At 68.3% G+C, this 26,699-nt stretch carries 26 protein-coding genes; 15 read left to right on the top strand and 11 right to left on the bottom strand.

The genetic code is table 11. From position 1 onward, the window contains the following. Nucleotides 1-13: 13 nt before the first annotated feature. The gene (locus AC1DB8_RS01175) at nt 14-886 is read right to left on the bottom strand and encodes an NAD-dependent epimerase/dehydratase family protein (RefSeq protein ID WP_441416764.1); all 873 of its coding nucleotides are present in this window, start codon (nt 884-886) and stop codon (nt 14-16) included. A 148-nt stretch (nt 887-1,034) separates the two neighbouring features. Here AC1DB8_RS01175 and AC1DB8_RS01170 point away from each other — a divergent pair, with 148 nt between their 5' ends. The 4 genes from AC1DB8_RS01170 to AC1DB8_RS01155 all read left to right on the top strand — a co-directional run bounded on the left by AC1DB8_RS01170 (nt 1,035) and on the right by AC1DB8_RS01155 (nt 3,314). Beyond that, nucleotides 1,035-1,499 carry a universal stress protein gene (locus AC1DB8_RS01170; protein ID WP_441416763.1) on the top strand — a complete coding sequence of 155 codons (465 nt, stop codon included), beginning with the start codon at nt 1,035-1,037 and terminating at the stop codon, nt 1,497-1,499. Beyond that, nucleotides 1,496-2,263: an SRPBCC family protein gene (locus tag AC1DB8_RS01165; RefSeq protein WP_441416762.1), complete on the top strand. Its 768-nt coding sequence runs from the start codon at nt 1,496-1,498 to the stop codon at nt 2,261-2,263. The genes AC1DB8_RS01170 and AC1DB8_RS01165 overlap by 4 nt, the downstream gene beginning before the upstream one ends. Next, entirely contained in the window at nt 2,260-2,937 is a 678-nt protein-coding gene (locus tag AC1DB8_RS01160) for a hypothetical protein (protein ID WP_441416761.1), read from the top strand. The genes AC1DB8_RS01165 and AC1DB8_RS01160 overlap by 4 nt, the downstream gene beginning before the upstream one ends. Before the next feature lie 116 nt (nt 2,938-3,053). Further along, entirely contained in the window at nt 3,054-3,314 is a 261-nt protein-coding gene (locus tag AC1DB8_RS01155; RefSeq protein ID WP_441416760.1) for a DUF6480 family protein, read from the top strand. 163 nt (nt 3,315-3,477) lie between these two features. Here AC1DB8_RS01155 and AC1DB8_RS01150 read toward each other — a convergent pair whose 3' ends face one another. The 3 genes from AC1DB8_RS01150 to mgtA form a co-directional block, all read right to left on the bottom strand. Further along, a complete protein-coding gene (locus AC1DB8_RS01150; RefSeq protein WP_441416759.1) occupies nt 3,478-3,891 on the bottom strand; it encodes a DUF302 domain-containing protein in 414 nt (137 codons plus the stop codon). Continuing rightward, nucleotides 3,888-5,249, bottom strand: a complete 1,362-nt coding sequence (locus AC1DB8_RS01145) for a phosphoribosyltransferase family protein (protein WP_441416758.1) — start codon at nt 5,247-5,249, stop codon at nt 3,888-3,890. Before AC1DB8_RS01145 ends, AC1DB8_RS01150 begins: the two co-directional genes overlap by 4 nt. A gap of 101 nt (nt 5,250-5,350) precedes the next feature. Then, nucleotides 5,351-8,098, bottom strand: coding sequence for a magnesium-translocating P-type ATPase (gene mgtA, locus AC1DB8_RS01140; RefSeq protein ID WP_476891982.1), 2,748 nt, complete (start codon nt 8,096-8,098; stop codon nt 5,351-5,353). Between the two features lie 311 nt (nt 8,099-8,409). Here mgtA and AC1DB8_RS01135 point away from each other — a divergent pair, with 311 nt between their 5' ends. After that, on the top strand, nt 8,410-9,144 hold the full coding sequence (locus tag AC1DB8_RS01135; protein WP_441416756.1) for a GAF and ANTAR domain-containing protein: 735 nt from the start codon (nt 8,410-8,412) through the stop codon (nt 9,142-9,144). 12 nt (nt 9,145-9,156) lie between these two features. On the opposite strand, the gene AC1DB8_RS01130 is transcribed toward AC1DB8_RS01135, so the two are convergent. From AC1DB8_RS01130 to AC1DB8_RS01120, 3 genes are all read right to left on the bottom strand, one after another. Next, nucleotides 9,157-9,840, bottom strand: a complete 684-nt coding sequence (locus AC1DB8_RS01130) for an esterase/lipase family protein (protein ID WP_441416755.1) — start codon at nt 9,838-9,840, stop codon at nt 9,157-9,159. Beyond that, nucleotides 9,837-10,637 carry an alpha/beta fold hydrolase gene (locus AC1DB8_RS01125; RefSeq protein WP_441416754.1) on the bottom strand — a complete coding sequence of 267 codons (801 nt, stop codon included), beginning with the start codon at nt 10,635-10,637 and terminating at the stop codon, nt 9,837-9,839. Before AC1DB8_RS01125 ends, AC1DB8_RS01130 begins: the two co-directional genes overlap by 4 nt. Before the next feature lie 168 nt (nt 10,638-10,805). Beyond that, nucleotides 10,806-11,153 (bottom strand): cupin domain-containing protein, encoded by a 348-nt coding sequence (locus AC1DB8_RS01120; protein WP_441416753.1) that lies wholly within the window; start codon nt 11,151-11,153, stop codon nt 10,806-10,808. 132 nt (nt 11,154-11,285) lie between these two features. Here AC1DB8_RS01120 and AC1DB8_RS01115 point away from each other — a divergent pair, with 132 nt between their 5' ends. Beyond that, complete coding sequence (locus AC1DB8_RS01115) at nt 11,286-11,534, top strand: hypothetical protein (protein ID WP_441416752.1); 249 nt, start codon at nt 11,286-11,288, stop codon at nt 11,532-11,534. A gap of 19 nt (nt 11,535-11,553) precedes the next feature. Here the strand turns inward: AC1DB8_RS01115 and AC1DB8_RS01110 are convergent, their stop codons facing one another. Together AC1DB8_RS01110 and AC1DB8_RS01105 are read right to left on the bottom strand one after the other, a co-directional pair. Continuing rightward, a complete protein-coding gene (locus tag AC1DB8_RS01110) occupies nt 11,554-11,967 on the bottom strand; it encodes a VOC family protein (protein ID WP_441416751.1) in 414 nt (137 codons plus the stop codon). 159 nt (nt 11,968-12,126) lie between these two features. Then, on the bottom strand, nt 12,127-12,693 hold the full coding sequence (locus AC1DB8_RS01105; protein WP_175323873.1) for a type 1 glutamine amidotransferase domain-containing protein: 567 nt from the start codon (nt 12,691-12,693) through the stop codon (nt 12,127-12,129). 559 nt (nt 12,694-13,252) lie between these two features. On the opposite strand from AC1DB8_RS01105, the gene AC1DB8_RS01100 reads away from it, so the two are divergent. The 3 genes from AC1DB8_RS01100 (at nt 13,253) to AC1DB8_RS01090 (ending at nt 15,548) form a co-directional block, all read left to right on the top strand. Further along, on the top strand, nt 13,253-13,864 hold the full coding sequence (locus tag AC1DB8_RS01100; protein ID WP_476891981.1) for a hypothetical protein: 612 nt from the start codon (nt 13,253-13,255) through the stop codon (nt 13,862-13,864). 90 nt (nt 13,865-13,954) lie between these two features. Beyond that, entirely contained in the window at nt 13,955-15,154 is a 1,200-nt protein-coding gene (locus tag AC1DB8_RS01095) for a DUF320 domain-containing protein (protein ID WP_476891980.1), read from the top strand. A 142-nt stretch (nt 15,155-15,296) separates the two neighbouring features. Beyond that, nucleotides 15,297-15,548, top strand: coding sequence for a DUF2630 family protein (locus tag AC1DB8_RS01090; protein WP_441416748.1), 252 nt, complete (start codon nt 15,297-15,299; stop codon nt 15,546-15,548). A gap of 90 nt (nt 15,549-15,638) precedes the next feature. On the opposite strand, the gene AC1DB8_RS01085 is transcribed toward AC1DB8_RS01090, so the two are convergent. Beyond that, a complete protein-coding gene (locus tag AC1DB8_RS01085) occupies nt 15,639-16,340 on the bottom strand; it encodes a FadR/GntR family transcriptional regulator (RefSeq protein ID WP_441416747.1) in 702 nt (233 codons plus the stop codon). Nucleotides 16,341-16,471: 131 nt separating this feature from the next. Between AC1DB8_RS01085 and AC1DB8_RS01080 the strand changes: the two genes are divergently transcribed. The 5 genes from AC1DB8_RS01080 (at nt 16,472) to AC1DB8_RS01060 (ending at nt 23,314) form a co-directional block, all read left to right on the top strand. Next, on the top strand, nt 16,472-17,863 hold the full coding sequence (locus AC1DB8_RS01080; RefSeq protein WP_441416746.1) for an SLC13 family permease: 1,392 nt from the start codon (nt 16,472-16,474) through the stop codon (nt 17,861-17,863). A gap of 64 nt (nt 17,864-17,927) precedes the next feature. After that, a complete protein-coding gene (locus AC1DB8_RS01075; RefSeq protein ID WP_441416745.1) occupies nt 17,928-19,169 on the top strand; it encodes a CaiB/BaiF CoA transferase family protein in 1,242 nt (413 codons plus the stop codon). 1 nt (nt 19,170) lies between these two features. Next, nucleotides 19,171-20,688 carry a carboxyl transferase domain-containing protein gene (locus AC1DB8_RS01070; protein WP_476891979.1) on the top strand — a complete coding sequence of 506 codons (1,518 nt, stop codon included), beginning with the start codon at nt 19,171-19,173 and terminating at the stop codon, nt 20,686-20,688. 77 nt (nt 20,689-20,765) lie between these two features. Next, nucleotides 20,766-21,737 carry a CapA family protein gene (locus AC1DB8_RS01065; protein ID WP_476891978.1) on the top strand — a complete coding sequence of 324 codons (972 nt, stop codon included), beginning with the start codon at nt 20,766-20,768 and terminating at the stop codon, nt 21,735-21,737. 119 nt (nt 21,738-21,856) lie between these two features. Then, entirely contained in the window at nt 21,857-23,314 is a 1,458-nt protein-coding gene (locus tag AC1DB8_RS01060) for a S8 family peptidase (protein WP_476891977.1), read from the top strand. Nucleotides 23,315-23,427: 113 nt separating this feature from the next. On the opposite strand, the gene AC1DB8_RS01055 is transcribed toward AC1DB8_RS01060, so the two are convergent. Next, nucleotides 23,428-24,906 carry a purine-cytosine permease family protein gene (locus AC1DB8_RS01055; RefSeq protein WP_441416741.1) on the bottom strand — a complete coding sequence of 493 codons (1,479 nt, stop codon included), beginning with the start codon at nt 24,904-24,906 and terminating at the stop codon, nt 23,428-23,430. 424 nt (nt 24,907-25,330) lie between these two features. On the opposite strand from AC1DB8_RS01055, the gene AC1DB8_RS01050 reads away from it, so the two are divergent. Further along, nucleotides 25,331-26,659, top strand: coding sequence for an ammonium transporter (locus tag AC1DB8_RS01050; RefSeq protein ID WP_476891976.1), 1,329 nt, complete (start codon nt 25,331-25,333; stop codon nt 26,657-26,659). Nucleotides 26,660-26,699: the final 40 nt, after the last annotated feature.

Here is a 26,699-nt window from a genome sequence, read left to right as displayed (position 1 = left end):
GTCAGGCCGCGCTTCAGTCCTCGGTGGGCGTGGTGCGCAGCGAGTGGTAGTTCCGCCAGCTGTGCTCCGGGGCGTAGCCCAGGAGCCGTTTGGCCTTGTCGATCGAGAGCATCGTCTCGTGCTCGCCGAGTTCCTTGACCACCTTGACGTTGGGGAACACCTCGGCGGCCAACTCGCTGCTGGGGCGGCTCATCACGGTGTCCTCGTTGGCGATGATGAAGGCCTCGAAGCCCGGCTTGCCGTGCTCCAGCGCCCGAGCCACGGCCTGCGCGCCGTCGCGGCCATCAATGTAGCCCCAGAGGTTCCATTTGCGCAGCGAGGCATCGGCGTCGAACGACGGGAACTCCTCGTAGTCCTCCGGGTCCATCACGTTGGAGAACCGCAGGCCGGTAATGCTCAGCGTGGGGTCCCAGCGGGTCAGCTGGATCGCCATCTGCTCTTCGAGGTGCTTGACCAGCGAGTAGGTGCTTTCCGGCCGGGCCGGGTATTCCTCGTCCACCGGGATGTAGGGAGGGTCGACGTCGAACGGCAGTCCCAGCACCGTCTCGCTGGAGGCGTAGACAATCTTCTTGATGCCGGCCCGGCGCGCGGCCTGGAACACGTTGTAGGTGGCCTGCATGTTGTTCTCGAAGGTCGCGGCGTCGGGAGCGAGGCCCGGGGCCGGGATGGCGGCCAGGTGCACGATTGCGTCGAAGCCTTCATGCCGGTCATCCAGGCCGAGGATGACGTCGACGACCTGCCCGTAGTTGCGCAGGTCCACGCGGGTGAATCCGTGCTCCCGCTCGCCCGCCTGGTCCAGGTTGGTTACCTGGTGGCCGTCGTCGGTGAGCCTGCGGACCACGTTCCTGCCGAGCTTTCCGCTTCCTCCGGTAACTGCAATTCTCATCAAGGTCTCCTCGGTCGTCGGGGCGGCTGCCGTCCCCCCCACCCTAGATCGGACGGCGTCCCCGGTGCACGCCGCACCCGCCGGGGCGCGCCGCCGCGGTGACCTTTGGCCCTAGGCACTGCCGCGGTGACGGGGCAGGGTGGGTGCCATGAGCGGAGATCAGCGGATAGTCGTGGGCGTGGACGGCTCCGAGTTTTCAACGACGGCACTCCGGCTCGCCGGGCGCATGGCCACCAGCCTGAACGCCCCGCTGGAGGTCATCACGTGCCTGGGCACCTCGGATTTCTTCCTCGCGTCCCACCTGCCGGAAGAACGCACCGCCTCGCCAGGCGAGCTCGAGGAGACCGCCAAGCGCCTGGTGGAACAGTCGCTGGAACGGGCCTTCGGCAACTCCCGCCCGGAGCAGCTGAGCCGGCAGATCAAGTTCGGGCCGCCAGCCAAGGTGCTGATCGAGGAGAGCAAGGACGCGCAACTGCTTGTGGTGGGACGGCGCGGCCAGGGCGGCTTCCTCGCCCAGGTGATGGGGTCGGTCAGCGGCGCCTGTGCGGCCCACGCCCATTGCCCGGTGCTGGTGGTCGGCCAGGAGGCCGGCGAAGGCCAGCCGACCGAATGAACGCAGGCCGCACGGCTGCGCCCCGCTTGCCCGCCCGGTTGAAAGGGCCGCTCGCGGCGCTGGCTGCCGCGGCGGCGGCCGCAGGCTACGTGCTCGCCGTACGGCCCCGCCTGCTGCACTGGGGAGCGACCGCCCAGGAAGCGGCCGGCCCCCTGCCGGGCGATGAACTGGTACCCACCGCGCGCCTGCAAAGCACACGGGCCGTCAACATCGCCGCGCTGCCCGCCGTGGTGTGGCCGTGGCTCGTCCAGCTGGGGTCCGGCCGCGGCGGGATGTACAGCTATGACGCCCTGGAGAATGCGGTGGGGCTGGGCATGCACAGTGCGGATCGGATCCTGCCCGAATTTCAACAGCTCTCTGTCGGAGACACCATTCCGCTCGCCCCCGGCGCCGGCATCCCGGTCCGGCGGCTCGAACCGGGGGCGGTGCTGGCCCTGGGCGGCACCATGGATCCGCGCACCGGGCACATCACCGGGCACATCACAGATCACATCACCGGGCATCCCGCGGCGGAGGGACGCCGCCTGACCGGACCTCGCCTGGAACTGGGCTGGACCTTCGTGCTGCAGCCGCTCGGTGCCCGCAGCACCCGGTTGCTCTCGCGGACCCGCTATGACTACTCGCCGCTGCCGCTGGGCATCCCGCTGCGCGTCGTGCTTGAACCGCTGCAGTTCCTGATGGAGCGCCGGATGCTGCTGGGAATCCGCTCCCGCGTGGAGCGGCGCCGGCCCCGCAGCAGGCGCCGCCGGGGAGGGCCGCGGTGAAATCGGCAAGGACCAGCATTCTCGCCGGCATTGTCCTGATGACGGTCGGTGTGCTGTGGCTGCTGGATGTGCTCGGCATCGTCGAGAGCGCCGCCTATCTGGCGCCGCTGATCTTCGCCGCGGTGGGCGTGCTGTTCCTCTCGATCTTCCTCCGGGGCCGGGAGAACTGGTGGGCGGCAATCCCCGGCTCGGTGTTCCTGGGCCTGGCCGCGGTCATCACCGCCACGCAACTCACGGACGGCCGCGCGGGCGGCGCCTTCCTTTTCCTGTTCATGGCGGCCGGATTCGCCGCGGTCTATCTGCGCGAACGGGCCAACTGGTGGGCCCTGATCCCGTGCGGGGTGATGTTCACGCTGGCCATCGTCGTGGCCCTACCGCAGGAACTGCAGGGCACACCTGTGGCCGCCGTCCTGTTCCTCGGGCTGGCGGCCACCTTCGGGCTGCTTTCCCTGGTTCCGGTCCGGACCCCAGACCACACCGGCCGGATGAAGTGGCCCCTGGTCCCGGCGGCAGTCCTCGCCGTGCTTGGCGTGGCCTTCGCTCTGCAGGCGACGGCCGTGCTCATCGCCGTGGACTTCGCCCTCCCGGCCGCCATGATCCTGGCCGGGATCGCCTTGCTGGTGTACGCGTTCCGCGCCCGCCACAACGGGCAGCACAAGACCCACGGCGCCTAGGAGCTCCTTCCTCCGGCCCCGTTGACCTTTCATGGCCGGATCCACGTCCGGACGACTAGGATAATCAGCATGCTTATTAAGCACCCAGAGTTACCGTAACCAGGGAAGGCATAACCATGAGCACGTACCATCCGGAAAATGACCCGGCCAACCCCGATCCGCCAAAACCGGGTGGCGGTTCCGCGCGTCCACAGAGCGTGCCGAACGCGGCGCAGCGCGGCGATCAGGAGCCCCAGGCCGCCGACCAGGGAGCTTCGCCCAATCCCGATCCACTCAGCGGCAAGATTACCGGGCTGGAGCCGGGCGGTGGTGTCCCGCCGGGTGAAACGCCGCCGGCGGAGGGCTCGATGAGCCGCGACCAAGGCCACAGCGAGTAACGCACCCTAACGGGACTGACCGAGGCGTTCCCGCCCGGTTGTTGGCGGCCCGGGCCCCACACGGGCCGCGGTTCCGCGCGGGGGCCGGGCTTCCCCCGGCTGCGGACCGGATGAACCGGGCAGGAACGTCGCCGGCGTCGGACTAGCCGCGGCCGGCACCCACCTAGGCGTCCGCCGACAGCTGGGCCAGGGCGGCACGGAGCCGGGCGCCGGCGTCGTCCGCCACCTCACGGACCGCGGGGCTGTCGCTGAGTTGCACCATGGTCTGGGGATCGATCACGTCCACCGTCGTATCGGCGGCGCCCGGGCCGCGCCGGACCACCACATTGCACGGCAGCAGGGCGCCCATTTCCGGTTCGGCCGCCAGGGCGCGGCTTGCCAGCTGCGGGTTGCAGGCCCCGAGGATCACGTAGTCGCCCAGGGCCTGCGCGGCGTCCTCCCCAAGCTTGGCGGCAAAGGTGTCGCGCACGTTGATCTCGGAGAGGATCCCAAAGCCTTGGCCCGCGAGGGCGGCCCGGGTCTTCTCGACGGCGTCCGCCCAGCTCAGCGGCAGGACGGCGGTGTAGGTATAGCTCATGGCTCACTCCTGGCTGGTGGGGTCGGTTCGGACACGGGCAGGAGGTACTTGGCGAACCAGTCCCTGGCCAGGATGGCCGCCGCGGCCAGCGTGCCGGGCTCCTCGAACAGGTGCGTGGCGCCCTGGACCACGGCCAGCTGATTGGGGCACCGCATCATGGCTTTGGCCTTGCGGTTGAGTTCAAGCACCTCATAGTCGAAGCTGCCCACGATCAGCAGCGTCGGCGCGCGGACGGCGGAAAGCCTCGGGCCGGCCAGGTCGGGACGGCCGCCGCGGGAAACGACGGCGGCGATCCGTGCGGAGGGTTCGGAGGCGGACCACAGCGCGGCGCCCGCCCCGGTACTCGCCCCGAAATATCCGACGGCGCAGGAGGCGGTGTCCTCGCGGGTGGCGAGCCAGTCGGTGGCCGAGGACAGCCGGCGCGCCAGCAACTCGATGTCGAAGACGTTGGCGCGGTTGCGCTCCTCCCCCGGCGTGAGCAGGTCGAGCAGCAGGGTGCCCAGCCCGGCGCGCTGGAGCAGGCTGGCCACGAAGCGGTTCCGCGGGCTGTGCCGGCTGCTGCCGCTCCCGTGGGCGAACACCACCACAGCGCGGGCCGGCACGGGCAGGTGCAGATGGCCCTGCAGCCGGACACCCCGGGACGGGATCTCCACCTCTTCGTCGAATTCCACCGGGTCCTCGGAGACCGCCGTCGTCCCGGCCGGACGCGGCGAGTCCTTAAGGCGCCGGGCGGCGGCGTCGAGCAGCTGGATCACCTCGTCGTCCTCGGTGGGCGAGAAGTCGCGGTAGTGGTATCCGACGGCGGCGAAGTGCCGGGGAGTGGCCAGGCAGACCACCTCGTCGGGTTCGCTCAGGCTCGCCAGGGTGTCCGCCGGGGCGACGGGCACGGCCAGGATCACCCGGGCGGCGCCCAGTTTGCGGGCGATGCGGCAGGCGACCCGGGCAGTGGAGCCGGTGGCGATTCCGTCGTCGACGATCACCGCGATGCGGCCGGTCAGGTCCTGGCGCGCGCGCCCCTTCCGGAACCGCGCCACCCGGTTCTCCAGCACGGCCCGTTCGCGGTTCTCGACTGCCTGCAGCTCCTGCTCGCTCACCCTTGCCTGGGCCAGCACATGCTCTTCCAGCACCCTCGCGCCGCCCTCCCCGATCGCCCCCATGGCAAGTTCCGGCTGGTAGGGCAGTCCGAGCTTCCGGACCACAATCACGTCCAGCGGTGCGTCCAGGGCCGCGGCCACCTCGAAGGCGACCGGGACGCCGCCGCGGGGCAGGCCGAGGACCACAATGTCCTTGCCGCGCAGATCCGCGAGCCGCCGCCCCAGTTGCCGCCCGGCATCAACCCTGTCTTCAAAAATGCTCATTGTCTTGGCTTTCCAATCGGGCGCCGGCCGCCGGGCTCATCCGGCGCTGCGCTCCGCAGGCCGGGCATCGGACCAAGTTGGCCGTTTCATCCCACTATCCGTCAGGAGTTCCCGGGATGTGAGGGCCCTTGTACCCGGTTTCGTTTGCGCCGGACCGGCCGTCCCCGGCGGGGTGCCAGCGGGGCCCTGCGTGCGTGACGGGTGGCCCGTTCCGTGGTGCTGAAGCGTGCGGCGCGGCGCGCCACATGGTGGTCCTTGCCCCGGCGCCGGACCCTTGGCAGCACCGGAGCGGCCGGTTGCTGCGCCGCCCGGGAGAAGAACCACTGCTTGGCCAGCTCCACCAGCACCAGGTACACCACGGTCATGCCCAGCAGGGCCAGGAAGAACGGAACCGGCAGCGGATCGAAGCCCAGGACCGCCGCCAGCGGGGACAGCGGAAGGAAGACCCCCAGGGCCACCACGCCCAGCGACGCGCCGAGCAGTCCGAGCGACGGCCGGCTGCGCAGGAAGGGCACCCGGCGGGTCCGGATCGCAAAGATGATCAGCGTCTGGGTCGCGATCGACTCGATGAACCAGCCGGCCCGGAACTCCCCCGGCACCGCATCGAAGACAAAGAGCATAAGGGCGAACGTCGCGAAGTCGAACACCGAGCTGATCGGGCCAAAGAGGAACATGAAGCGCCGGATGAAGGATATGTTCCAGTGCGCCGGTGCCAGCAGCTGCTCCTTGTCCACCCGGTCCCCCGGGATGGCCAGCTGGCCGGTGTCGTAGAGCAGGTTGTTGAGCAGGATCTGCCCCGGCAGCATCGGCAGGAAGCTCAGCACCACGGAGGCCGTTGCGGCGCTGAACATGTTGCCGAAGTTGCTGGAGGTGCCCATCAGCACGTACTTGATGGTGTTGGCGAAGATCCGCCGGCCTTCCATGACGCCGTCGGCCAGCACGCCGAGGTCCTTGTCCAGCAGCACGACGTCGGCGGCGTCCTTGGCGACGTCGGTGGCGCTGTCCACGGAGACGCCGATGTCGGCCTGGTGCAGCGCGAGCGCATCGTTGACGCCGTCGCCCATGAACCCGACCGCGCCGCCGCTCTGGCGCAGCAGCCGGATAATCCGGGCCTTCTGCTCCGGCGAGACGCGGGCGAAAATGCTGGCCTCGCGGGCCGCCGCGCTCAACTCCGGGTCGGACATCGCCTCCGCCTCGGCGCCGGTAATGGTCCCGCCGGAGAGCACACCGAGTTCGTCGCAGACCCGCTCGGCCACCTTCGCGTTGTCCCCGGTGGCAATCTTGACCGTAATTCCCAGCGCCTCCAGCCGGTCCAGGGACTCCCGCGCATTCGCCTTGGGCCGGTCGAGGAAGACCAGGAAGCCGGCCAGGACCAGGTCCTTCTCGTCAGCCGGTGACATGTCCTCCATGCCGGCGGCGTCCCGGGTGGCCACGGCCACCACGCGCGAACCGGCGTCGAACTGTTCGTCCAGCAGGGCCTGCACCTTGGCGGGCGTGGCGCCGCACAGGGCCAGGACGTCCTCCGGCGAGCCCTTGGTGATGATCCGGGCGGGGCCGCCGGCCTCGCGGACCAGCACGCTGGTCCGCCGGCGCTGGTGGTCAAAGTCGATCACGTCGAGCCGCTCATAGCGCGAAGGTTCGAACGCCGCCGCCTGCGGGGACTGCCAGAGCGCGGCGTCCAGCGGGTTTTGCCCGACGACGGACCGTTTCGCCTCCGCGTAGTCCGCCTCGGTGGCCAGCAGCCCCAGGCTGAACAGCTTATCCGCGGACACGCCGGCCGCCACCGGCAGGGCCGCCGTGAAGCTGATCCTGCCCTCCGTCAGGGTTCCGGTCTTGTCCGTGACCAGGATGTCCATGTCGCCGAGGTCCTCGATGCAGACCAGCCGCTTGACCAGCACTTTGCGTTTGGCCAGCTGGCGGGTGCCGGTGGCCAGGCTCGTGCTGACGACGGCGGGCAGCAGCTGCGGGGTGATTCCCACGGCGATGGCCAGGGAGAACAGCAGCGACTCGATCACCGGCCGCTGCAGCAGCAGGTTGGCGATGAAGATGAGCGAAGTCAGTGCGATGGCCACCTGCAGCAGCAGGAAGGAGAACCGCTTGAGCCCGAGCTGGAATTCGGTCTGCGGCTGCCGGTCGCCCAGGCCGAGCGCAATCCGGCCGAACTCCGCCCGGCCGCCGGTCGCCACCACCACCCCGGTGCAGCTGCCGGACTGGATCACGGTGCCCATGAACAAGCAGGACGTCAGGTCCCCCAGGGCGACGCCGCCGGCCACCGGCGCGGGATCCTTGCCCACCGGCAGCGACTCCCCGGTCAGGATGCTTTCGTCGCAGAGCAGGTCCTTGACCGTCAGCAGGCGCAGGTCGGCCGGGATGATTGCGCCCAGGCCCAGCTGCACGACGTCGCCGGGCACCAGGGCGGTCACGTCCACCTCGCGCGCGGTGCCGTCGCGGAGCACGACGGCGGTGTGCGTGACCCGTGAATGCAGCGCCTCCGCGGCGCGCTCGGCCCGGAATTCGTTGCTGAAGCCCAGGCCCACACTGACAAGCAGGATCACGCCGATGACGATCGAGTTGGTGGCGTCCCCCAGGAAGAGCGAGAGCCCGGCGGTGACGAGCAGCAGGATCAGGATGGGGCTGCGGAATTGCCGGCCCAGCACGGACCAGCCACTTGCCTCATGCGTGCGGACCGCATTCGGCCCCAGCACGGCAAGCCGCTCCGCCGCTTCCGCTTCGCTTAGGCCACCCGCAGCTGAATCCAGCCGGGCGAGCACTGTGCCCGCCTCGGTGCCGGCGGCGTCCGCGATGGTAAGCGGCGGGGAGGCGGACTCCCTGGTTTCGAGCTGTGACATACAGAATCCGTCCGACTACCTCGAGATACCGCTAAGACTACGTCGGGAGCCGCCGGGAGTCATTTGGGTCGGGAAAGGCTCGCGGCCGGGCTGTCGGCCCCGCGGCGAATCCGCCGAAAGGATCCGGCGAATGTCCCGGCAAAACGGCTGCAAAGTCCTGTATATAATTTTTCCCGGTACGGTTTAGCAGAAGGCCGTTGGATAGTTCTTCGATCCGGCTTCGCTGCCGCTACCACCGCCCTCTTTCGCTGCTGTGGTGCGTCCCGCCTCGCCGGCTCGATTCGACCCGAGCGAAACGGCATCAAGGAATAGTGGTAAGCGAGTCAACCGCAACATCGATCAACCAGCACTTGCATCAGCTCGTGTTGAACAGCGCCGACGTGGAGGAATTCCTCGGCGAATTAGCCCGCGTCTCGGCGCGCAGCCTTTCCGAGCCCGGCGACGAAGTCCTGTGTGGAATTACGCTGCTCCGGCAACGGAAAGCCGCCACCGTGGCCAGCAGCAGTACGGCTGCGCAGGCCATGGACGAAATCCAGTACGGCTTCAGCGACGGCCCCTGCGTGACGGCCTCCCGCGAACAGGAAACGGTATACATTGCCGACCTCGACGACGACACGCGCTGGCCGCAGTGCGCCGCCATGGTCCGGGAGCACGGCATGCGCTCCATCCTCGCCGTACCGTTCCTGCTCGACGGCGAAACCCGCGCCGCGCTGAACCTGTATTCACACCGTCCCCACCGCTTTGACGAACGCGCCCAGGAGCTGGCGAGCATCTTCGTGCGACAAACGACCATGGCTCTGGGGCTGGCAGTGCGTTTCGCGCACTTCAGCGAGACGGCCGACAACCTCAAGGCGACGCTGGAGACGCGCACCGCGATCGACGTCGCGGTCGGCATCATCATGGCGCAGAACCGGTGCAGCCAGGCCGAGGCCTTCGAGCTGCTAAAGACCGCATCAAGCACCCGCAACGTCAAGCTTCACGCCGTCGCCTCCGCCATCGTGGACGGTCTGGGCCAGGGCCCGACGCGGACCCACTTCGAGGACTAGGCACCGGACCCCTCACACCGGGGCCGGTGCGCCCGCTTCTGCCAGCACGGTGCGGATGGTGTCCTCGTCGGCAAGGATCCGGAAATGGCCGCCGGTATCCAGCTGGACGTTCCGCGCTCCGGGAAGCACGCTGCCCTCCGGGATGTGCGGATCGAAGAGGCCGTAGACGGAGGTGATGCGTTCGTTGACGCTCTGCTCGCGGGACAGCTGCAAGGTGACGGCGTTGCGCGGCGACAACGCCCGCAGGCTCGGCAACAGCATGTAGCTTGCGTATCGGGAACCCAAGAACGGGGAGCACACCGCCACCATCCGGGTGATGCGCCGTGTCTGGTCCAGCGACATCATCGTGTACTTGCCGATCAGCCCGCCCTTGCTGTGCGCCACAATCATCGTGTCCCTGAGGTCCCTCTGGTGGAGGTAGTCGGCGATCAGTGCCGCCGCCTTCGGTACCGCGAGCCGGTTGCGCTGCAGCACGGTCACCACGTGCACCGGGTGCCCTGCCTCGTGCAGCTCCCGGATCAGCGGAAGCATAAAGCGCCAGTCCTCGTAGATGCCGGGGATGACGACGACGGGCCGTCCGGTGCCGCTGAGGAATTCGTCGGGACTGACGCGGGATACCGCACTGCGCAGCTGCCGGCCGACGGCGTAGGCATAGTCCCGGGCCCACCAGCCGGCGATCTGGACGAGCGTGCTCACGCGGTGAATCCTTGCGGCGCTTCGCTTTCATCAGCTGCGATGCCGGCGAAGGCAAGGATGGAGCCGGCAACCTCGACGGCACGGTTGTGCTGGACCACGTGCCCGGTTCCTGGGATCTCTTCGAACTGTCCGGTGGCCGCCCGTCCGGCAAGCCGGCGGCACCAGTCCACCGGGGCCACCGGGTCGTTCGCGCCCCGCAGCACGAGGACGGGGGCGCTCACCGCGCCGATCCGCTCCTCGAGGCGGTAGTCCATCATGATCCGCAGGTTCTTCAGGTACCAGACCGGTCCGCAGCGGAGATAGTCGGTGAAAACCAAGGCGTTGGAGGACGGGCTCTCGAAGAACAGGCAGTCCCGGCCCAGTGCCAGGGCCTGCTGCGCTACGGTCGGCCGCTTGTCATTGACCACCGGACCCATCAGCACCACATGGGGTATCCGCTGCGGCTGCTGCAGGGCGGCTTCCACCGCGAACTGGGTCCCCATCGAGTGCCCCACCACCACGAACTCCAGCACTCCCAGCTGCTCGAGCGCGCCCAGGAGGTAGGTGGCCTGCTCCGCAACGGTGAGCGTGTGCTCCGGCGTGGGCGTGGCCCCGAAGCCCGGCAAGTCGATCGAGAACGTGTCAACGGAGTCAGCCAGCAGCCCGTGCAGGCGGCGCAGGTAGCGGTGTGAGGCCCCGATCCCGTGGAGGAGTACGACGGCGGGTGCAGCCGCCTGCGTTCCGGCCGGCCGCCGGGAGGCAAAGACGTGGCCCAGATGGCCAGCGGCCTCGACCTCGATCCGCACGGGCGTGCTCATGGTGGGTCTCGTTTCTGTTCAGTGTCTAGTAAGCATACTGACAGACTCTCGCTGGCCCCGGGCGCCCCGGACCCATTTCGACGGTTCCCTGCGGGTCCGTACCGCGGAAACGTCGTGTGCGCAGGGAACCGTCGAAACGGCGAAACGGCGAAACGGAGGCTGGCGCCGCTAGCTGGGCGCCGGACCGAGGGGCTGTTCGGTGCTTTCCCGCTCCGGGGCAGCCTCCTTGAGCTCGACGAAGATTGTGTGGGTCTCGGTGTCGCCGGTGTTCTCGCCCGAGTGGGACTGCGCGGGCAGCCAGCGCGCCAGCCCTGAGGGAAGTTCGACGTCGACCTCCCGGCCGTGGGCGGAGAGCCGGCGGCGGAAGCTGCTGAGCGTGATCATCACGCTGTCGGGATGAGAATGCTCGACGGTATTTTCCCCGGGCTGGTCCGTGTACTCCAGCACGCGCACCCGTTCATTCTCGAATACCACCCGGTACAAGCCCGGGTTCGTTGCCACCGGATCCTGGTCCATGGCCAGACTCTAGTCCCGGCGGAAGTCGCGCGCCAGAGCGTACTGCGGCCGGCTGTACTAGGGCATGCCTCCACTGTAGTTTGGTGTGACCATCCGGGGGTGAAACCCACGGACCCACCATCGGAGGAACGCATGAGCAACAAGCCAGTCGAGCCCGAGGACATCGTGAATGACGGTGTGGAGGGCGCCCAGAAGCCCGTCCCGCGCGAAGGTAGCGGCATTGACACTCCCCAGACGGCGGCGGGCGCTCCGGAATCCGGCACGTCCGGAACGCACGCACCGGGCAAGAGCGACTCGCAGACGGTGCCTGGACCGGCAGAGGAAGACGACGAAAAGACAGCGGACGACCGCGGCCTCACCACCGACACCACGCCGGACTGAGCAGCCGCCGCCGGCCGGCCTAGCTGGCGGCCGGCGCGATGTTGACGAGCCAGTCCACTCCGAACTTGTCCTTGCACATGCCGAAGGTGTCTCCCCACGGGGCCTTCTCCAGCGGCATCGTCACGGTGCCGCCATCTGACAGCTTGTCCCAGTAGCCGCGCAATTCAGCCTCGTCGGTGCCGCTGAGGGACACCGAGAAGTTGTTGCCGGGGGTGTAGTCCATGCTGTTCGGGGTGTCGGCACCCATCAGCACCAGCCCCTTTTCGCCGGTCAGCATGGCGTGCATGATCTTGTCCTGCTCGGCAGGGTCCTCGCTGGCCTGGAATTCCGCGAAGGTGCTCATATTCAGCTCGCCGCCAAACACAGACTGGTAGAAGGTCATGGCCTCCCGCGCGTTGTCGCGGAAGCCAAGGTAAGGGTTAAGCGTGGTCATATCCGGGACTCCTTGGTAGCGGGTGGCGGCGGTGCGGGCGAAATCAACGCCCGCTCCGCCGCAGCGTACAGGCATATCCTGCCCGAAACCGTGCAGTCTTCATAGGGCCCGCCCGCCGCCAGGGAGCTGTCCCCGGCGGCGGCTCCCGTCGGAGGCCGCCTAGGCAGTCTGGCCGGCGTGCTCCCCTTCGGCGATTTCTTCGAGCAGCTTGTCGTTGAACGCCGGCAGATCGTCCGGGTTCCGGCTCGTCACGAGGCCCTGGTCCACCACCACTTCCTCATCCGTCCAGTTCGCGCCCGCGTTCTTCAGGTCGGTCTGAAGCGTGTGGTACGAGGTGAGGTTCCGACCGCTCACGACGCCGGCGTCGATCAGCAACCAGGGGCCGTGGCAGATCGAGGCCACCGGCTTGTGCTGTTCAAAGAAGCCGCGGGCGAAGGCTTGGGCACCTTTGTCGACGCGGAGGTGGTCGGCGTTTACGACGCCGCCGGGAATCACGAGGGCATGGAAGTCGGAGGCGTTGGCCTGGTCGACGGTCAGGTCGACGTCGAAGGTCTCACCCTTTTCCGTGCCGTCATAGCCCTGCAGCTTTCCGCTCTTGGGCGCCACCAGGGTGGGTTCGCCGCCCGCGTCCTTGACCGCGTTCCACGGGCTGGTCAGCTCGATCTGCTCGACGCCGTCCGTCAGCAGAAACGCGACCTTCTTGCCTGCGATGTTGTGTTCCGACATGTGTCCTCCTCTAGCCAGCGCGAGGGTCCAAGAGCCGTTCGGCCGTTCATGTCCCACGCGGAGAGATTGGTGCCTTACCCAGTCAACTCTAGGAAACAGGAAAATAATAAGCAAGCTGACTATGTGGTTGATTTGTTGTATTTCTATGGACTTCCCGTTGCTGCTGTGGCTATGGTGACGGAAGATGCCGAACTAATCGTCTCGACCTATGCGCCGCACCTGGGGGGTGTTGCACGTGTTGCACGAACGATCTTTCGGGCGCGCCCCGCGCCTGCTTCGACCCGTGTTGCTGGCCGGTGCAGCGACGGCGCTGTGGCTGGCACTTTCCGCAACAGCCGCCAGCGCAGAGACCGGCACGGACCTGGAAATTCCGGGGGGCCTGAACGCAGCATCTTCCTCTCCGTCTACCCCGCCGGAATCCGCGAGCAGGTCAGCGTCCCGAAGTGCCGGGGGCGACAGCTCTGGGCTGTTGTCCCCGGTTTTGGGGCAGGTCGCGGGCTCCGTTGAAAGGGTTATTGCCTCAATTCCCGCAGCGCCAGCGGTTGTTCCCGCGAGCACGGTGACCGACCTGGCTTCCCCCGCCGTCGAACTGGTGGACACCGGTGCCGCCGCCCTGGTGGGGACCATCATCCCCGTCGCGACCGAGGCGCTGCCCGCCACCGCTCCCGCGGTGGAGCCGCTGGGGGATGTGCTGACCGGCGCGCAGGCGCTCCCACTGCCTCCCGTCGCCTCTGCGCCGCCCGCCCCCGCGGGGCCGGAGGCCGCCCGACTTGACGCGACGCCTGCACGAACGGGCGGGGCCGCGACCTCGCACCCGAACGCCACCCGTGCCGACGCCGCAGCAGTCCCCACGCCGGCAGCAGTCCCCACGCCGGCAGCAGATGAGTACAGCCCCCCACAGTCAGGGACCCTCCCCGTGACGCCTGCAGTAGGCGGATCCGTCGCCCCACTTCAGCCGGGCGGCGACCTCGGCGGTGAGGAACTCCCTAGCGTTGTCCCCGGGGTGCCTGGTTCGGGGGCGGGCAGCAGCCAGTGTCCGTCCGGACCGAGTGCAGCCACCGTGACCACACCCTTCCATCTTCGACCGCCGCCCGGCGTGAGCGAGGCCACCAAACCGCTGCCCCAAGCTTCCAAACCGGCGTCTTTCGACCCCGGATCTTCTCCCGACTAGTTGGAGCCCCTCTGCCCCGCAACGGGCGGACCACGGCTCATCGGACTGCCCATTCAGTCCGCAACACCAACATCTTCAGGAGAAAACATCATGCATACGAACTTGCGCAGAGGGCTGCTTGGCACCCTCTTTGCCGGCGGCCTCCTGGCCCTCGGAACCTCCGTCGCCTGCGCGGCGGATACAACCTCCGGCGAAGACGGAACCCTGTCCGGCACGCAGGTCGCTTCACCTGTCACCGCACCGGTGACGCTCGGGGCGACGTCGATCGGGACCCTCGGCGACTCCGCCGCCACCACCGGCGGGACCACCGCACCGGCGCCGGCCAGCGCCGGCGGAAACACCACCTCCGGCGAAGACGGAACCCTGTCCGGCACCCAGGTCATCGCACCTGTCACCGCACCGGTGACGCTCGGGGCGACGTCGATCGGGATCCTCGGCGACTCCGCCGCCACCACCGGCGGGACCACCGGCGGGACCACCGCAGCGGCACCGGCCGACGCCGGCGGAAACACCACCTCCGGCGAAGACGGAACCCTGTCCGGCACCCAGGTCATCGCACCCGTCACCGCACCGGTGACGCTCGGGGCGACGTCGATCGGGATCCTCGGCGACTCCGCCGCCACCACCGAGGGGACCACCGGCGGGACCACCGCAGCGGCACCGGCCGACGCCGGCGGAAACACCACCTCCGGCGAAGACGGAACCCTGTCCGGCACCCAGGCCATCGCACCCGTCACCGCACCGGTGACGCTCGGAGCGGCGTCGATCGGGATCCTCGGCGACTCCGCCGCCACCACCGAGGGGACCACCGGAGGGACCACCGCACCGGCACCGGCCGACGCCGACGGAAACACCACCTCCGGCGAAGACGGGACCCTGTCCGGCACCCAGGTCATCGCCCCCGTCACCGCACCGGTGACGCTCGGGGCGGCCTCGATCGGGATCCTCGGCAACTCCGAGGCCTCTGCGGGAATCCCAACGGAGGCGGGAACTGAAGAAGCCGTCACGCCGCCGGGCTTGGACGCCGGAGGCGAAGCGGGAGGCAACGCGGACGGTTCCGGCGCCGCCGTCGGAATGCAGGGCACCCTCCCGACGGCGGAGTTCCCGTCGACCGGCCAGGCTGCTCATCCTGCCGGCGTGGCCGCGCGGCTCGAGGCTCCGGCCTCCGGAGCGGGCATGTTGGCTATGACGGGAACCACTGACGGGTTACACCTTGTGGCGCTGGCCCTTCTGTGCGGCGGCGGCCTGCTGCTAGCGCTGCGGCTCGTACTGCAGCGCCGGGACGGCTAGAGCCGGTTCGCATCGGAAGGCTCAGCGAGTGGGCCCCGTCGCTCGGCGGGGTCCGCTCACTGGCCGTCCTCTGGTCACGACGCACGCCCGTGATTACGCTGGCGTGTATCCGCAGCTTCAGGACCGCAGGAAGTAGGACACCATGGACGAACGGGACATCCTCCAGCGCATCACCGCCCTTGTGGACGAGGAACGTGGGCTCCGGGAACAGGCCGAGTCCGCGAGCGCCGACCACGACCACGTGCCGGACCGGCTTCGGCTCAGGCAGCTCGAGGAGGACCTCGACCAGTGCTGGGACCTGCTGCGGCAACGGCGGGCGAAGAGGCAATACGGCGAGAATCCCGACGATGCGGAGGCCCGCCCGGTCACGCAGGTGGAGGGCTACAACGGCTAGTCCCCACAGCCCCGGTCCCCGGCGGCATCGCCTCTTCTAATTCCGGTTACCCGGCGGAGGTCTTAACAGCCCCTGCCGCCGGTGCTCCGACTACTTGAGCAGGTCGACGTCGGACACCATGTCGATGTGGGCCAACATGGCTTCGGCGGCGCCTGCGGCATCCTGCGCCCGGATGGCATCCGCAATCTTCCGGTGTGAGGCAATGGACTGCTCGGGGCGCCCCGGTTGTCCGAGGGATTCGATCCGGGTCTCCAGGATCATTTCAGCGATAAAGGCCATCAGCTGGCCCAGGACCGCGGAGTGGGCGGCGGCCGTGACGGCCTGATGGAAGAGTTCATCCCCGCGCGCACCCTTTGAGCCTGCGGCCACCTCCTCGGCCATGACGTCAATCGCCGCGTCAATCGCCTGCATGTCCTGGTCCGTCCGCCGCGCGGCCGCTAGTTCGGCGAGCTTGACCTCCAACGTGCTGCGGGCCTCGACGATCTCGGGAAGCCTGCTGCGGTGTTCGCGCAGGCCCTTGATCACCGCGGGGACGTTGGGGCGGTACACCAGGACGGCTCCGGTGCCGTGCTGGACGTCAATCACGCCAAGCACCTCCAGCGCCACGAGCGCCTGGGCCAGCGTGGCGCGGGAGACCCCGAGCCGTTCGGCCAGGTCCCGCTCGGCCGGCAGGAGGTCGCCGGGGCCCAGCTGGGCCGACTCGATGAAGTCCAGGAGCTGCGCCACGAGCTGCTCGTACAGACGCGGCCTGGACACACGGGAAATCTCCGGGACCTCAGACTTCTTTGCCATCTCCAACATCCTCCCGACGTAGCGACTCCCCCATCCTATCCCTGAGGCGTATTGACAAACTCACCTAGTGTCTAAGAGGCTAGGCCAGTAGTCCTGTAATCCACATCACACTAGTCCCCGGAGGAACAAAGATGTCCGCTCCCGTGCTTTCCATCATCGTCTTGGCGGTGATGTTCCTGCTGGCCACGGTGCTGCCCCTCAACATGGGTGCGCTGGCCTTTGTCGGCGCCTTCCTGCTTGGCTCGGTTTTCCTTGGCATGTCCACCAACGAGATTCTGGCCAATTTCCCCGGCGGGCTGTTCCTGACGATCGTCGGGGTGACCTACCTCTTCGCCATCGCACAGAACAACGGCACCATTGACCTTCTGGTCCGGGGCGCCGTGCGGATGGTGGGCAGCAAGGTCGCCCTCATTCCGTGGGTCATGTTCGCCATCACCGCGCTAATCACCGCCGTCGGCGCCCTGTCCCCGGCCGCCGTCGCCATCATCGCGCCGATCGCCCTGAGCTTTGCCGCGAAGCACAAGATCAACCCGCTGATGATGGGCATGATGGTGATCCACGGCGCCCAGGCAGGCGGGTTCTCGCCGATCGCCGTCTACGGCGTCACGGTCAACGGCATCATCGCCAAGACGGACCTTGCGGCGAGCCCGATGGCTATCTTCCTGGCGAGCTTCTTCTTCAACCTCGTCATCGCGCTCGTGCTGTTCATTGTCCTTGGCGGTAACAAGCTGCTCTCCTCCAAGACCGGCCGGCTCATCGAGCAGGCTGCCGAGACCCGCATGAAAGTCAGCGTCGGCGCCCGCACGGCCGGCGTCACCCTGCAGGGCTCAGGTTCGGACATCTCCCCCGCCAGCGTGTCCGCCAAGGGCAGCAGCGCGGGTTCGTCTGCCGACAGTACCGCCGCCACCTCCGCCGGCGCCCGGGCGACCGTTCCGCAGCTGGTCACCGTCCTCGGCCTGATCGCGCTGGCCGTGATCTCACTCGGGTTCAAGGTCGACGTCGGATTCGTCTCCATCACGATCGCCATCATCCTGGCCCTGGTCTCACCCGAGGCCCAGAAGGGGGCAGTGAACAAGATCAGCTGGTCCACCGTCCTGCTCATCTGCGGCATGTTGACCTTCGTCGGCGTGCTCGAAGAGGCCGGCACCATCAAGTTCGTCTCCAACAGCGTCGCCGACCTCGGCATGCCGCTGCTCGCGGCCCTGCTGATCTGCTACATCGGCGGCATCGTCTCCGCCTTCGCCTCCTCCACCGCCATCCTGGCCGCGCTCATCCCGCTGGCAGTCCCGTTCCTGGCCAGCGGCGAAATCGGCGCCATCGGCGTGATCGCCGCGCTGGCCGTCTCCTCCACGATCGTGGACGTCTCGCCGTTCTCCACCAACGGCGCCCTGGTGCTGGCCAACGCTCCGGAGGACGTGGACAAGGACAAGTTCTACAAGCAGATCCTCGCCTACAGCGGCATCGTCGTCGTCGCGGGGCCGGCCATCGCCTGGCTTGTCATGGTTGTCCCCGGCTGGATGTAGCTGCCCCCGGCCGATGCCGGCGCACGCACTGCACACCCTGGAACTGAAAAGAAAAGGATCGATTATGAGCAAGGAATCCGACCTCCCCAACGCTGGCCCGCTGGCCGGCTACCTCGTGGTGGACCTCAGCCGTGCCCTTGCCGGCCCGCACGCCGGGATGATGCTGGCGGATCTCGGCGCTCGGGTAATCAAGGTTGAAAACCCCGGCACCGGGGACGACACCCGCGGCTGGGGACCGCCCTTCGTAGGCCCCGAGGACGACCCGCAGGCCACGTACTTCCTGTCCTGCAACCGCAACAAGGAGTCCATCGCCCTGGATTTGAAGAGCGACGACGGGCGCCAGATCCTGCGGGAACTGCTCACGAAGGCCGACGTCGTGGTGGAGAACTTCCGCCCCGGCGTCCTGGACCGGCTCGGATTCTCGACGTCGGAAATGCATGCGTTGAACCCGGCACTCGTGATCCTGTCGATCACCGGCTTTGGGCATGACGGGCCGGAGGCCGCCCGCAGCGGCTACGACCAGATCCTGCAGGGTGAGGCCGGGCTGATGTCCCTCACCGGTTCCGGGCCTGACGATCCGCAGCGGGTGGGGGTGCCGATCGCCGACCTGCTCTCCGGGATGTACGGGGCCTTCGGCACCCTCGCCGCACTGCTGCAGCGCGAAAGGACGGGCAAGGGGCAGATCGTCCGGACCTCCCTGCTTTCGGCCCTGATCGGGGTGCATGCGTTCCAGGGCACGCGGCAGACCGTCGCCGGAGACTTGCCGCAGGCACAGGGTAACCACCACCCATCCATCGCCCCCTACGGGCTGTTCCATTGCCGCCAGGGCAAGGTGCAAATCAGTGTGGGCAGCGAGAAGCTGTGGAAGAGCTTCGCCGGCGCGTTCGGGATCGACACCACCCGGCCGGAGTTCGCCACCAACGCTGACCGGGTGCGCAACCGCGAAAAGGTCATTGAGGCGGTCGAGGACGCCTTTGCCGACTATGAAGCCGAGCCCCTGCTGGCCAGGCTGAACGAGGTGGGCATCCCGGCCGGAAAGGTGCGGACCCTGGACGAGGTCTACCAGTGGGAGCAGGTCCACTCGCAGGGCCTGGTGATCGACGTCGACCACCAGGTCCTGGGAAAAATCAGCCTGCCCGGCCCCCCGCTGCGGTTCTTCGACCCGGGCGACGCACGGGAGACCACCCTGACCTCGCACAGCGCCCCACCCCTGCTGGACCAGGACGGAGGCAACATCCGCCGCTGGCTGGACAGCGCCACGGGCGTCCCGACGGCGGCCGGCGCCCAGGGCCGGGGCGGGCACTGACATGCTGGCAGAGCAGAAGGTCCGGCACCTCGATGCCACTGCGCTGATAGCCACGGTGCTGGACCCGGGCTCCTACCGCAGCTGGGACAAACCGGTGACTGACCCGGATCCAAGCCCCGCCTACCGGGCGGAGCTGGCGGCGGCCCGTGAGAAATCCGGCGTGGACGAATCAGTCCTCACCGGTGAAGGGTTGATCCGGGGCCGCCGGGTCGCCGTGATCGTCAGCGAATTCCGTTTCCTCGCGGGTTCGATCGGGGCCGCCGCGGCCGAACGAATCGTCCTGGCTGTCGAAAGGGCCACCGCGGAAGGCCTGCCTCTGCTGGCGGGACCTGCGTCCGGCGGCACGCGGATGCAGGAGGGGACGCTGGCGTTCCTGTCGATGATCAAGATCACCGCCGCCGTCCGCGCACACCGGCAGGCAGGCTTTCCCTACCTCGTGTATCTGCGCCACCCCACCACCGGCGGCGTGATGGCTTCCTGGGGTTCGCTCGGCCACATCACCGTGGCGGAGCCGGCCGCGCTTCTGGGGTTTCTTGGCCCGCGGGTCTACGAGGCGCTGCACGGCAAGCCCTTCCCGGAAAACGTCCAGGTGGCGGAGAACCTCTTCGACAAAGGACTCGTCGACGCGGTGGTTCCGCCGGGGCAACTGCCCGATATCGTCAACCGTGCGCTGGATATCCTCAGCCCCGGCTCCCCGGCGCCGGTGGGTCCGCCGCCGACTCTCAGCGTGGCCCCCTCGGACGCCGGGGCCTGGACCTCGATTGAGATTTCGCGGAATCCCCGCCGGCCCGACCTCCGCCAGCTCCTGGCCCACGGGGCACGGGACGTCCTGCCGCTCAACGGCACCGGCCAGGGCGAGAAGGACCCCGGGCTGCTGCTGGCCTTGGCCCGTTTTGGCGAGAGGTCCTGCGTCGTACTCGGCCACTCGCGGCCGAGGCCGTCGCAGCAGACGGCCATGGGACCGGCTTCCCTCCGTGAGGCGCGGCGCGGCATGCGGCTGGCGGAGGAGCTGGGCCTGCCCCTGCTGACGGTCATCGACACCGGCGGCGCGGCGCTGTCCAAAGAGGCCGAAGAAGGCGGCTTGGCCGGCGAAATTGCCCGGTCCCTCCACGACCTCATCGGCTTGCAGTCGCCCTCCGTCTCGGTGCTGCTGGGGCAGGGCGCCGGAGGCGGTGCGTTGGCGCTGCTGCCGGCCGACCGGACCGTGGCAGCCCAGCATGCCTGGCTGTCCCCGCTGCCGCCCGAGGGAGCAAGCGCCATCGTGCACCGCAGCACCGAGTTTGCGCCGGCGATGTCCGCATCCCAGGGCGTCAACGTCGCGGCCCTGCACGCCAACGGACTAATAGACCACATCGTTGACGAACGCCCCGACGCCGCGTTGGAGGCCCGGGCGTTCTGTCGGCGGATGGGACAGGCAATTGAATACGAGCTCTCCCTGGTCTCGGCCTCCGGGATCGGCGAACTCATTCCGCGCCGGCTCGAAAAGTACGCGAATCTGGGCCGCAGGCTCCGCGCCTAGGGCATGCGGAGGGGACGACGGGGGAATGTTCCGCCGTCGTCCTTTCGCTTGCCCGGCCGGCGGTCCATGCTGGTGCCATGCAGATCGCGTTCCTGGGCGACGTCATGCTCGGCCGGCTGGTCAACGACTACCTGAAGACCGCCGGTCCCGCCTATCCCTGGGGTGACACGCTGCCGGTCCTGCGGCGGGCGGACGTGAGGATCGCCAACCTGGAGTGCGTGCTGGCCGACGGCGGTAGACCCGAGCCCGGCAAGGTCTTCACCTTCCGCAGCGACCTGAAGAACGTGCGCAGCCTGGTCTCCGCGCAGATCGACCTGGTGTCGCTCGCCAACAACCACGTCCTCGATTACGGTCCGGACGCCCTGCGGGAAATGCTGCCTGCACTGGACCGGCACGGGATCCTGCATGCGGGCGCTGGCACGGACCCGGCCTCGGCCCGGCGCCCGGCCGTCCGCCGGGTCGGCGGCACCGCCGTCGGGTTCGTGGCGTTTACGGACAACCAGCCGGACTGGGAGGCAGCGCCCGGGTCCCCAGGCGTGTACTACGTCCCTGTTGCAGACCGCGGGGAGCGGGTCGGGCAGCTGCTCGAGTTGGTGGAGCGGACCAAGTCGCGAGTCCAGCTGCTCGTCGTTTCGGCGCATTGGGGCGGCAACTGGGGCTCCGGCGCCCCGCCCGAGCATCGCACACTGGCGCGGCGGCTGGTCGACGCGGGCGCCGACGTCGTGTTCGGGCATTCGCCGCATATCTTCCGCGGCGTCGAGGTGTACCGGAACCGGCCGATCATCTACGGCGCCGGGGACTTCGTCGATGACTATGCGGTGGACCCCGAGGAGCGCAACGACTTTTCCTTCATCTTCCTGCTGGAGGCCGACGGCGGGGCGCCGCGGCAGCTGCGCTTGTTTCCCACCCTCATCGCCGACTTCCAGGCCCGGTTGGCAGTCCGAGACGCCCGGGATGTCGCGGACCGGATGTCCCGGCTGTGCGGGGAGCTGGGCACCGGAAGCAGCTGGAATGCCGGCGAAAGGTGCCTGGAAATCCCTCTGGCGTAGCCGCCGCTGCCGCCGGCCGCCGGACGGGGAGTCCGATAGCCCCTGATTAATCCGCGCTGCAGGGCCTACCATATGGACGGGGGGCACTCGAAAAGCACCATGCTTACTGGGAGGCCACGATGTTTACCACTATCCGCAATCTTTTCCCGCACGTGCAAAAAACATTCGTGGATCCCGGCTGGCGCCGTCCCCGGCCCGGCGCTGCTGCTCCCCCGCCGGACGGCACACGGCCGCGGCGCTTCGTGGGCGGACTGGCAGCCCTCCTGCTGCTAACGGGCGGGGGCCTGGCGGCCGCTGCACCTTCTGCCGCCGCCGAACCGGCACAAAGCTACATTGTCGTGCTCAAGGACGGCACCGGCGATGCCGGGGCCTTGGCCGCGGCCCAGCAGGCCAAGTTCGGTTTCAGTGGCTCCAACGTGTACCGGAGCGCTGTGAGCGGCTACTCCGGCACCATGACGGCCAGCCAGGCCAAGAACCTCGCCGCCGATCCCAGCGTCGATTTCGTCACGCTCGGCCGGCACTTCGAGGAGCCTGAAGAGCCCACCACACCCAACACCGAGATCGCTCCGTTGTGGTGGCAACGGATCGGCGGCGATCCGGAAGCGGCCAAGGACGCCGTACGTGCCGGCACTGGCAATGAAAATGGCTCCGCAGTCAATGTGGCGGTCATCGACAGCGGCATCGACGGCAAGCACCCCGACCTGAACGTCCAGGGAGGGATCGACTGCACCTCCGGGAAACCGGTCGAAGTGACGCCCATTGACGTGCTTGGCCACGGCACGTCGGTGGCCGGTGTCATCGGTGCCCGCAACAACGGCTCCGGCATCATCGGCGTGGCACCGGGCACCCCGCTCTGGTCCGTACGGGTCGTCTCCAACACCGGTTCCATCACCGAGGAGAGCCTGATCTGCGCCATTGACTGGGTGACCTCAACGCACAAGGACGACAACGAGGACAACGACATCGCCGTCGCCAATATCAGCATCGGCGGCCCGGGCTCCGACACCGCCAACTGCGGCAAGGGCACCGACCCGATGCACTACGCGATCTGCCGCTCGGTCAGGGCCGGCGTGGCGTACGCCGTCGCAGCCGGAAACTCGGCCGCAGACCTCGCCGGGACGGTCCCCGCGGCCTACCACGAGGTGCTGACCGCGACCGCCATGGCGGACTTCGACGGAAAGCCCGACGGACTCGCTGCCAGCCTGTGCGGCCGTGATGACTGGCGGCGCCTCGGACAGTTGGACGACCGGCCGGCGTTCTTCTCGAACTTCGCCGTCAACGCCAGGGACAAGGAGCACACGGTCGCCGCGCCGGGTGTGTGCATCCTGTCCACCGTGCCCGGTGGCTACGGCGTGAACCATGGCACCAGCTTCGCCAGTCCGGCAGTGGCAGGCGCAGTGGCCCTGTGCATCGACCAGGGAGCCTGCCAGGGATCGGGCGCGGAGCTCACCCAGCAGTTCCTGGACACCGCCGAGTCGTACAACAGCCGGCACCCGGACTTCGGGTTCATTGGAGATCCGCTCCGGCCGGCCGGTGCGAAGTACTACGGCTATCTGACTCAAATCACCCGGCTCTAAGGCGCCCGCCGCAGCCACGCTGCCCGTTTCGACGGTTCCCTGCCGAATCGACGTTTGGATACGTCGAGGGTGCACGGAACCGTCGAAACGGCGGAGCGGGAGCCGACGGCGGGTCAGGCCACCGGAGCGCCTGCGAGCCGGCCGGCCGGCGGCTCCGCCGCGACGCCGGCGTCGTTCGGATAGATCATCTCTGCGGGCGCGTTGGAGTTGCGCTTGGCCAGGGGGTAGAACACCAGGGCGGTGACCACAAGGCCCACCAGCCACGAGATGTCGGATCCACCCAGCACCTTGGTCATCGGGCCCGTGTAGAGCGTCTGCGCCAGGAACGGAATCTGGGCGACGATGCCGATCGCGTAGGAGATCAGCGCCGTTTTGTTCCACCGTCCGTAGCGGCCGTTCGGGTCGTACAGGGCCGGGATGTCGACCTTTTCCTTGGAGATCAGGTAGTAATCCACGAGGTTGATGGAGCTCCAGGGGATGAAGACCATAAGCAGCAGCAGCACGAAGTTCTTAAAGTTGGCGAGGAAGTCCGGGGAGGCCAGCATGGCGATCAGCACGGTGAGTCCGATGAAGCCGATCACGTAAGCGAACCGGGTCCGCGACCGGGCGGCGGTCTTGCGGGTGAAGGCCGTGACGGACGTCAGCATGGTCATGTAGCCGCCGTAGGCGTTCAGGGTGTTGACTGTCAGCTTCCCGGTCACAATGACCAAGTAGATGACGACGGCGATCAGGCCGCCGCCGCTGAGGTTGCCCAGGAAGGCAACCTGGCCGTCCAGGAACCGCTGGCCCTTGGGCAGCGCCAGCGACGCGAACAGCGCGCCGAGCGTCATGGACCACTGGGAGCCCAGCACGGTGCCGAGGAAGGCGGCCAGGAAGGTCTTCCGTGCCGGGGTTTTCGAGGGCAGGTAGCGCGAGTAGTCCGCGACGTAGGGACCGTAGGTCAGCTGCCAGCCGGCGCCCAGCGAGATGGCGAGCAGAAAAGTGGGGAACTCGAAGGTGCCGGAGGCGAGAAGGGCCCCGACGTCCTGGCTCGCGAAGAGCCGGATGCCAAGGTAGGTGAAACCCAGTACGCCGATGACGGTCGAGATGCGGCCCAGCACGTGGATGTACTTGTAGCCCAGCGTGGCCACAAGCACCGTTAGCGCGCCGAAGATCACCATGCCCACGGCGGGGGTTCCGGTGCGGGTGATTTGATCAATGGCCTGGCCTGCGAGGACGGTACCGGTCGCCGCGAAGCCGAGGTACATGATGATGACGAGCACCAGCGGAATCACCGCCCCGAAGACGCCGAACTGAGCCCGGCTGGAGATCATCTGCGGCAGGCCGAGCTTCGGTCCCTGGGCCGCGTGCAGAGCCATCACCGCGCCGCCGAGCAGATTGCCGATCAGAAGCCCCAGAATTGCCCAGAGCGCATCGGCGCCGAACAGCACGGCAAGGGCGCCGTCGACGATCGCCGTAATCTGCATGTTCGCCCCGAACCACAGCGTGAACTGCTGCCCGGGAGATCCGTGGCGTTCATTTTCCGGAACGAAGTCGATGGAGCGGCGCTCGACGCGCCGCCCGGCGGTTTCCGTTCGTGTCGAAGCTTGCATGCTCGTCCTCACTAGAGATCTGGGTGGGTTTGTCCGTCCATCTGAGCACGTCCCGTGATCTGCATCACGGGGGTAGCCGGCGCTTGTGTCCGGGATTCCGGACAGTTGGCAGACTGATGCCCACGCTCCCGCCCGATTCTTCCGCAGCCGGCCGGCACCCGTTTCGACGGTTCCCTGCCGGTTCGACGCTAGGAAACGTCCGGTGTGCACGGAACCGTCGAAACGGCGGGGGAACCGCGCCGGATAGCCGCCGTTTACCTCCCGGAAACAAACCCGACACGCGCCCTTCACGAAGGGACGATTTCTGTAACTTCCCCGCAACGTTGCGCCCGACTGCCTGAAACACGCCGCCGGGAGGATTGAACCCGGTTGGGGACCGGCGGCGAGGTGTCCCGGTACGGCGATTTGTTGGAAGGGAACGCAGGTGGAACTCACCGCGGGAAACGTCTGGATCATGTTCTCGGCAGCCCTAGTGCTGCTGATGACCCCCGCCCTCGGGCTCTTTTACGGCGGCATGACCCGGGCCAAGGCCTCCCTGAACATGATCATGATGAGCTTCGTCTCGGCCGGCATCGTGGGTGTCGTTTGGGTACTCTGGGGCTACTCGATGACCACCGGCAAGGGCTTCCTGGGCATCTTCGGGGATCCCTTCGCCAACTTCGGGCTGGCCAGGCTCATGGGCTCCCCCGACCTCCTCAAGGCCGGCTTCAGCGCAACCTTCGCGATCATCACCGTCGCCCTGATCAGCGGCGCCATCGCCGACCGCGCCAAGTTCACCGCCTGGGCGCTCTTCGTTCCGGTTTGGATCAGCGTCGTCTACTGCCCGCTGGCCTTCATGGTCTGGGGCGGCGGGCTGATGAGCGCCGGCGGTGCCGTGAGTTCCGTCTTCGGCCAGGTGATCGACTTCGCCGGCGGCACCGTGGTGGAAATCAGCTCCGGCACCGCCGCCCTGGTCCTGGTCCTGATCCTGGGCAACCGCCACGGCTTCGGCAAGGACCCGGCACACCGCCCGCACAACATCCCGTTCATCATGCTCGGCGCCGGGATCCTCTGGTTCGGCTGGTTCGGCTTCAACGCCGGTGCCGCGACGACGGTGGAACAGGCGGGCCTGATCTGGGTCAACACCCTCGCCGCCCCCGCGGCCGCCATGCTGAGCTGGCTCGTGGTCGAAAAGGTCCGCCACGGCCACCCCACCTCGCTCGGTGCGGCCTCCGGCGTGGTGGCCGGCCTCGTCGCGATCACTCCCTCCTGCGCCAACGTCAGCCCGCTCGCCGCCGTCGGACTGGGCCTGGTGGCCGGCGCCGCCTGCTGCGTGTTCGTGGACTTGAAGTACAAGTTCGGCTTCGATGACTCGCTCGACGTCGTCGGCGTCCACCTCGGCGGCGGGCTGATCGGCACGCTCGCGCTCGGCCTCATCGCCCTGCCGGCGGACGGACATGGCGGAGGGCTCTTCTACGGCGGCGGCCTGCACCAGCTGGTCGCCCAGACGGTCGCCGTGCTGATCACTGTCACGCTGTCCGGCCTGGCCACGGCGGTCATCGGGCTCGCGATCCACAAGGCCGTCGGTTTCCGTGTCAGCCACGAAGCCGAGGTGGCCGGCGTGGACCGCTCCGAGCACGCCGAAACCGCCTACGAATTCGACGGCCTGGCCCACAGCCGCTTCAACCCGTTCGGCCACCACGCCCAGGCGCACCACGCCGCCGCTGCACCGCACGGCCAGCAGGAGCGCGTCAAGGAAGACAGCCTCGCCTAAGCGCGGCCGGGCACGGAGCACGGCCGAATCAACCGCCTGA

The organism is Arthrobacter sp. 10N410 (assembly GCF_056394945.1).
The sequence above is the reverse complement of the archived record's forward strand: the minus strand, read 5'-3'. Positions and strand labels throughout refer to the sequence as shown.

Excerpts from the sequence above, each read along its gene's own strand:
- AC1DB8_RS01125 (WP_441416754.1), bottom strand. The coding sequence starts at position 10,637 with ATGAGCACGCCCGTGCGGATCGAGGTCGAGGCCGCTGGCCATCTGGGC.
- AC1DB8_RS01095 (WP_476891980.1), top strand. The coding sequence starts at position 13,955 with ATGCATACGAACTTGCGCAGAGGGCTGCTTGGCACCCTCTTTGCCGGC.
- AC1DB8_RS01115 (WP_441416752.1), top strand. The coding sequence starts at position 11,286 with ATGAGCAACAAGCCAGTCGAGCCCGAGGACATCGTGAATGACGGTGTG.
- AC1DB8_RS01055 (WP_441416741.1), bottom strand. The coding sequence starts at position 24,906 with ATGCAAGCTTCGACACGAACGGAAACCGCCGGGCGGCGCGTCGAGCGC.
- AC1DB8_RS01170 (WP_441416763.1), top strand. The coding sequence starts at position 1,035 with ATGAGCGGAGATCAGCGGATAGTCGTGGGCGTGGACGGCTCCGAGTTT.
- AC1DB8_RS01165 (WP_441416762.1), top strand. The coding sequence starts at position 1,496 with ATGAACGCAGGCCGCACGGCTGCGCCCCGCTTGCCCGCCCGGTTGAAA.
- AC1DB8_RS01145 (WP_441416758.1), bottom strand. The coding sequence starts at position 5,249 with ATGAGCATTTTTGAAGACAGGGTTGATGCCGGGCGGCAACTGGGGCGG.
- AC1DB8_RS01110 (WP_441416751.1), bottom strand. The coding sequence starts at position 11,967 with ATGACCACGCTTAACCCTTACCTTGGCTTCCGCGACAACGCGCGGGAG.
- AC1DB8_RS01105 (WP_175323873.1), bottom strand. The coding sequence starts at position 12,693 with ATGTCGGAACACAACATCGCAGGCAAGAAGGTCGCGTTTCTGCTGACG.
- mgtA (WP_476891982.1), bottom strand. The coding sequence starts at position 8,098 with ATGTCACAGCTCGAAACCAGGGAGTCCGCCTCCCCGCCGCTTACCATC.
- AC1DB8_RS01175 (WP_441416764.1), bottom strand. The coding sequence starts at position 886 with ATGAGAATTGCAGTTACCGGAGGAAGCGGAAAGCTCGGCAGGAACGTG.
- AC1DB8_RS01120 (WP_441416753.1), bottom strand. The coding sequence starts at position 11,153 with ATGGACCAGGATCCGGTGGCAACGAACCCGGGCTTGTACCGGGTGGTA.
- AC1DB8_RS01075 (WP_441416745.1), top strand. The coding sequence starts at position 17,928 with ATGAGCAAGGAATCCGACCTCCCCAACGCTGGCCCGCTGGCCGGCTAC.
- AC1DB8_RS01080 (WP_441416746.1), top strand. The coding sequence starts at position 16,472 with ATGTCCGCTCCCGTGCTTTCCATCATCGTCTTGGCGGTGATGTTCCTG.
- AC1DB8_RS01150 (WP_441416759.1), bottom strand. The coding sequence starts at position 3,891 with ATGAGCTATACCTACACCGCCGTCCTGCCGCTGAGCTGGGCGGACGCC.
- AC1DB8_RS01090 (WP_441416748.1), top strand. The coding sequence starts at position 15,297 with ATGGACGAACGGGACATCCTCCAGCGCATCACCGCCCTTGTGGACGAG.
- AC1DB8_RS01155 (WP_441416760.1), top strand. The coding sequence starts at position 3,054 with ATGAGCACGTACCATCCGGAAAATGACCCGGCCAACCCCGATCCGCCA.
- AC1DB8_RS01070 (WP_476891979.1), top strand. The coding sequence starts at position 19,171 with ATGCTGGCAGAGCAGAAGGTCCGGCACCTCGATGCCACTGCGCTGATA.
- AC1DB8_RS01085 (WP_441416747.1), bottom strand. The coding sequence starts at position 16,340 with ATGGCAAAGAAGTCTGAGGTCCCGGAGATTTCCCGTGTGTCCAGGCCG.
- AC1DB8_RS01065 (WP_476891978.1), top strand. The coding sequence starts at position 20,766 with ATGCAGATCGCGTTCCTGGGCGACGTCATGCTCGGCCGGCTGGTCAAC.
- AC1DB8_RS01060 (WP_476891977.1), top strand. The coding sequence starts at position 21,857 with ATGTTTACCACTATCCGCAATCTTTTCCCGCACGTGCAAAAAACATTC.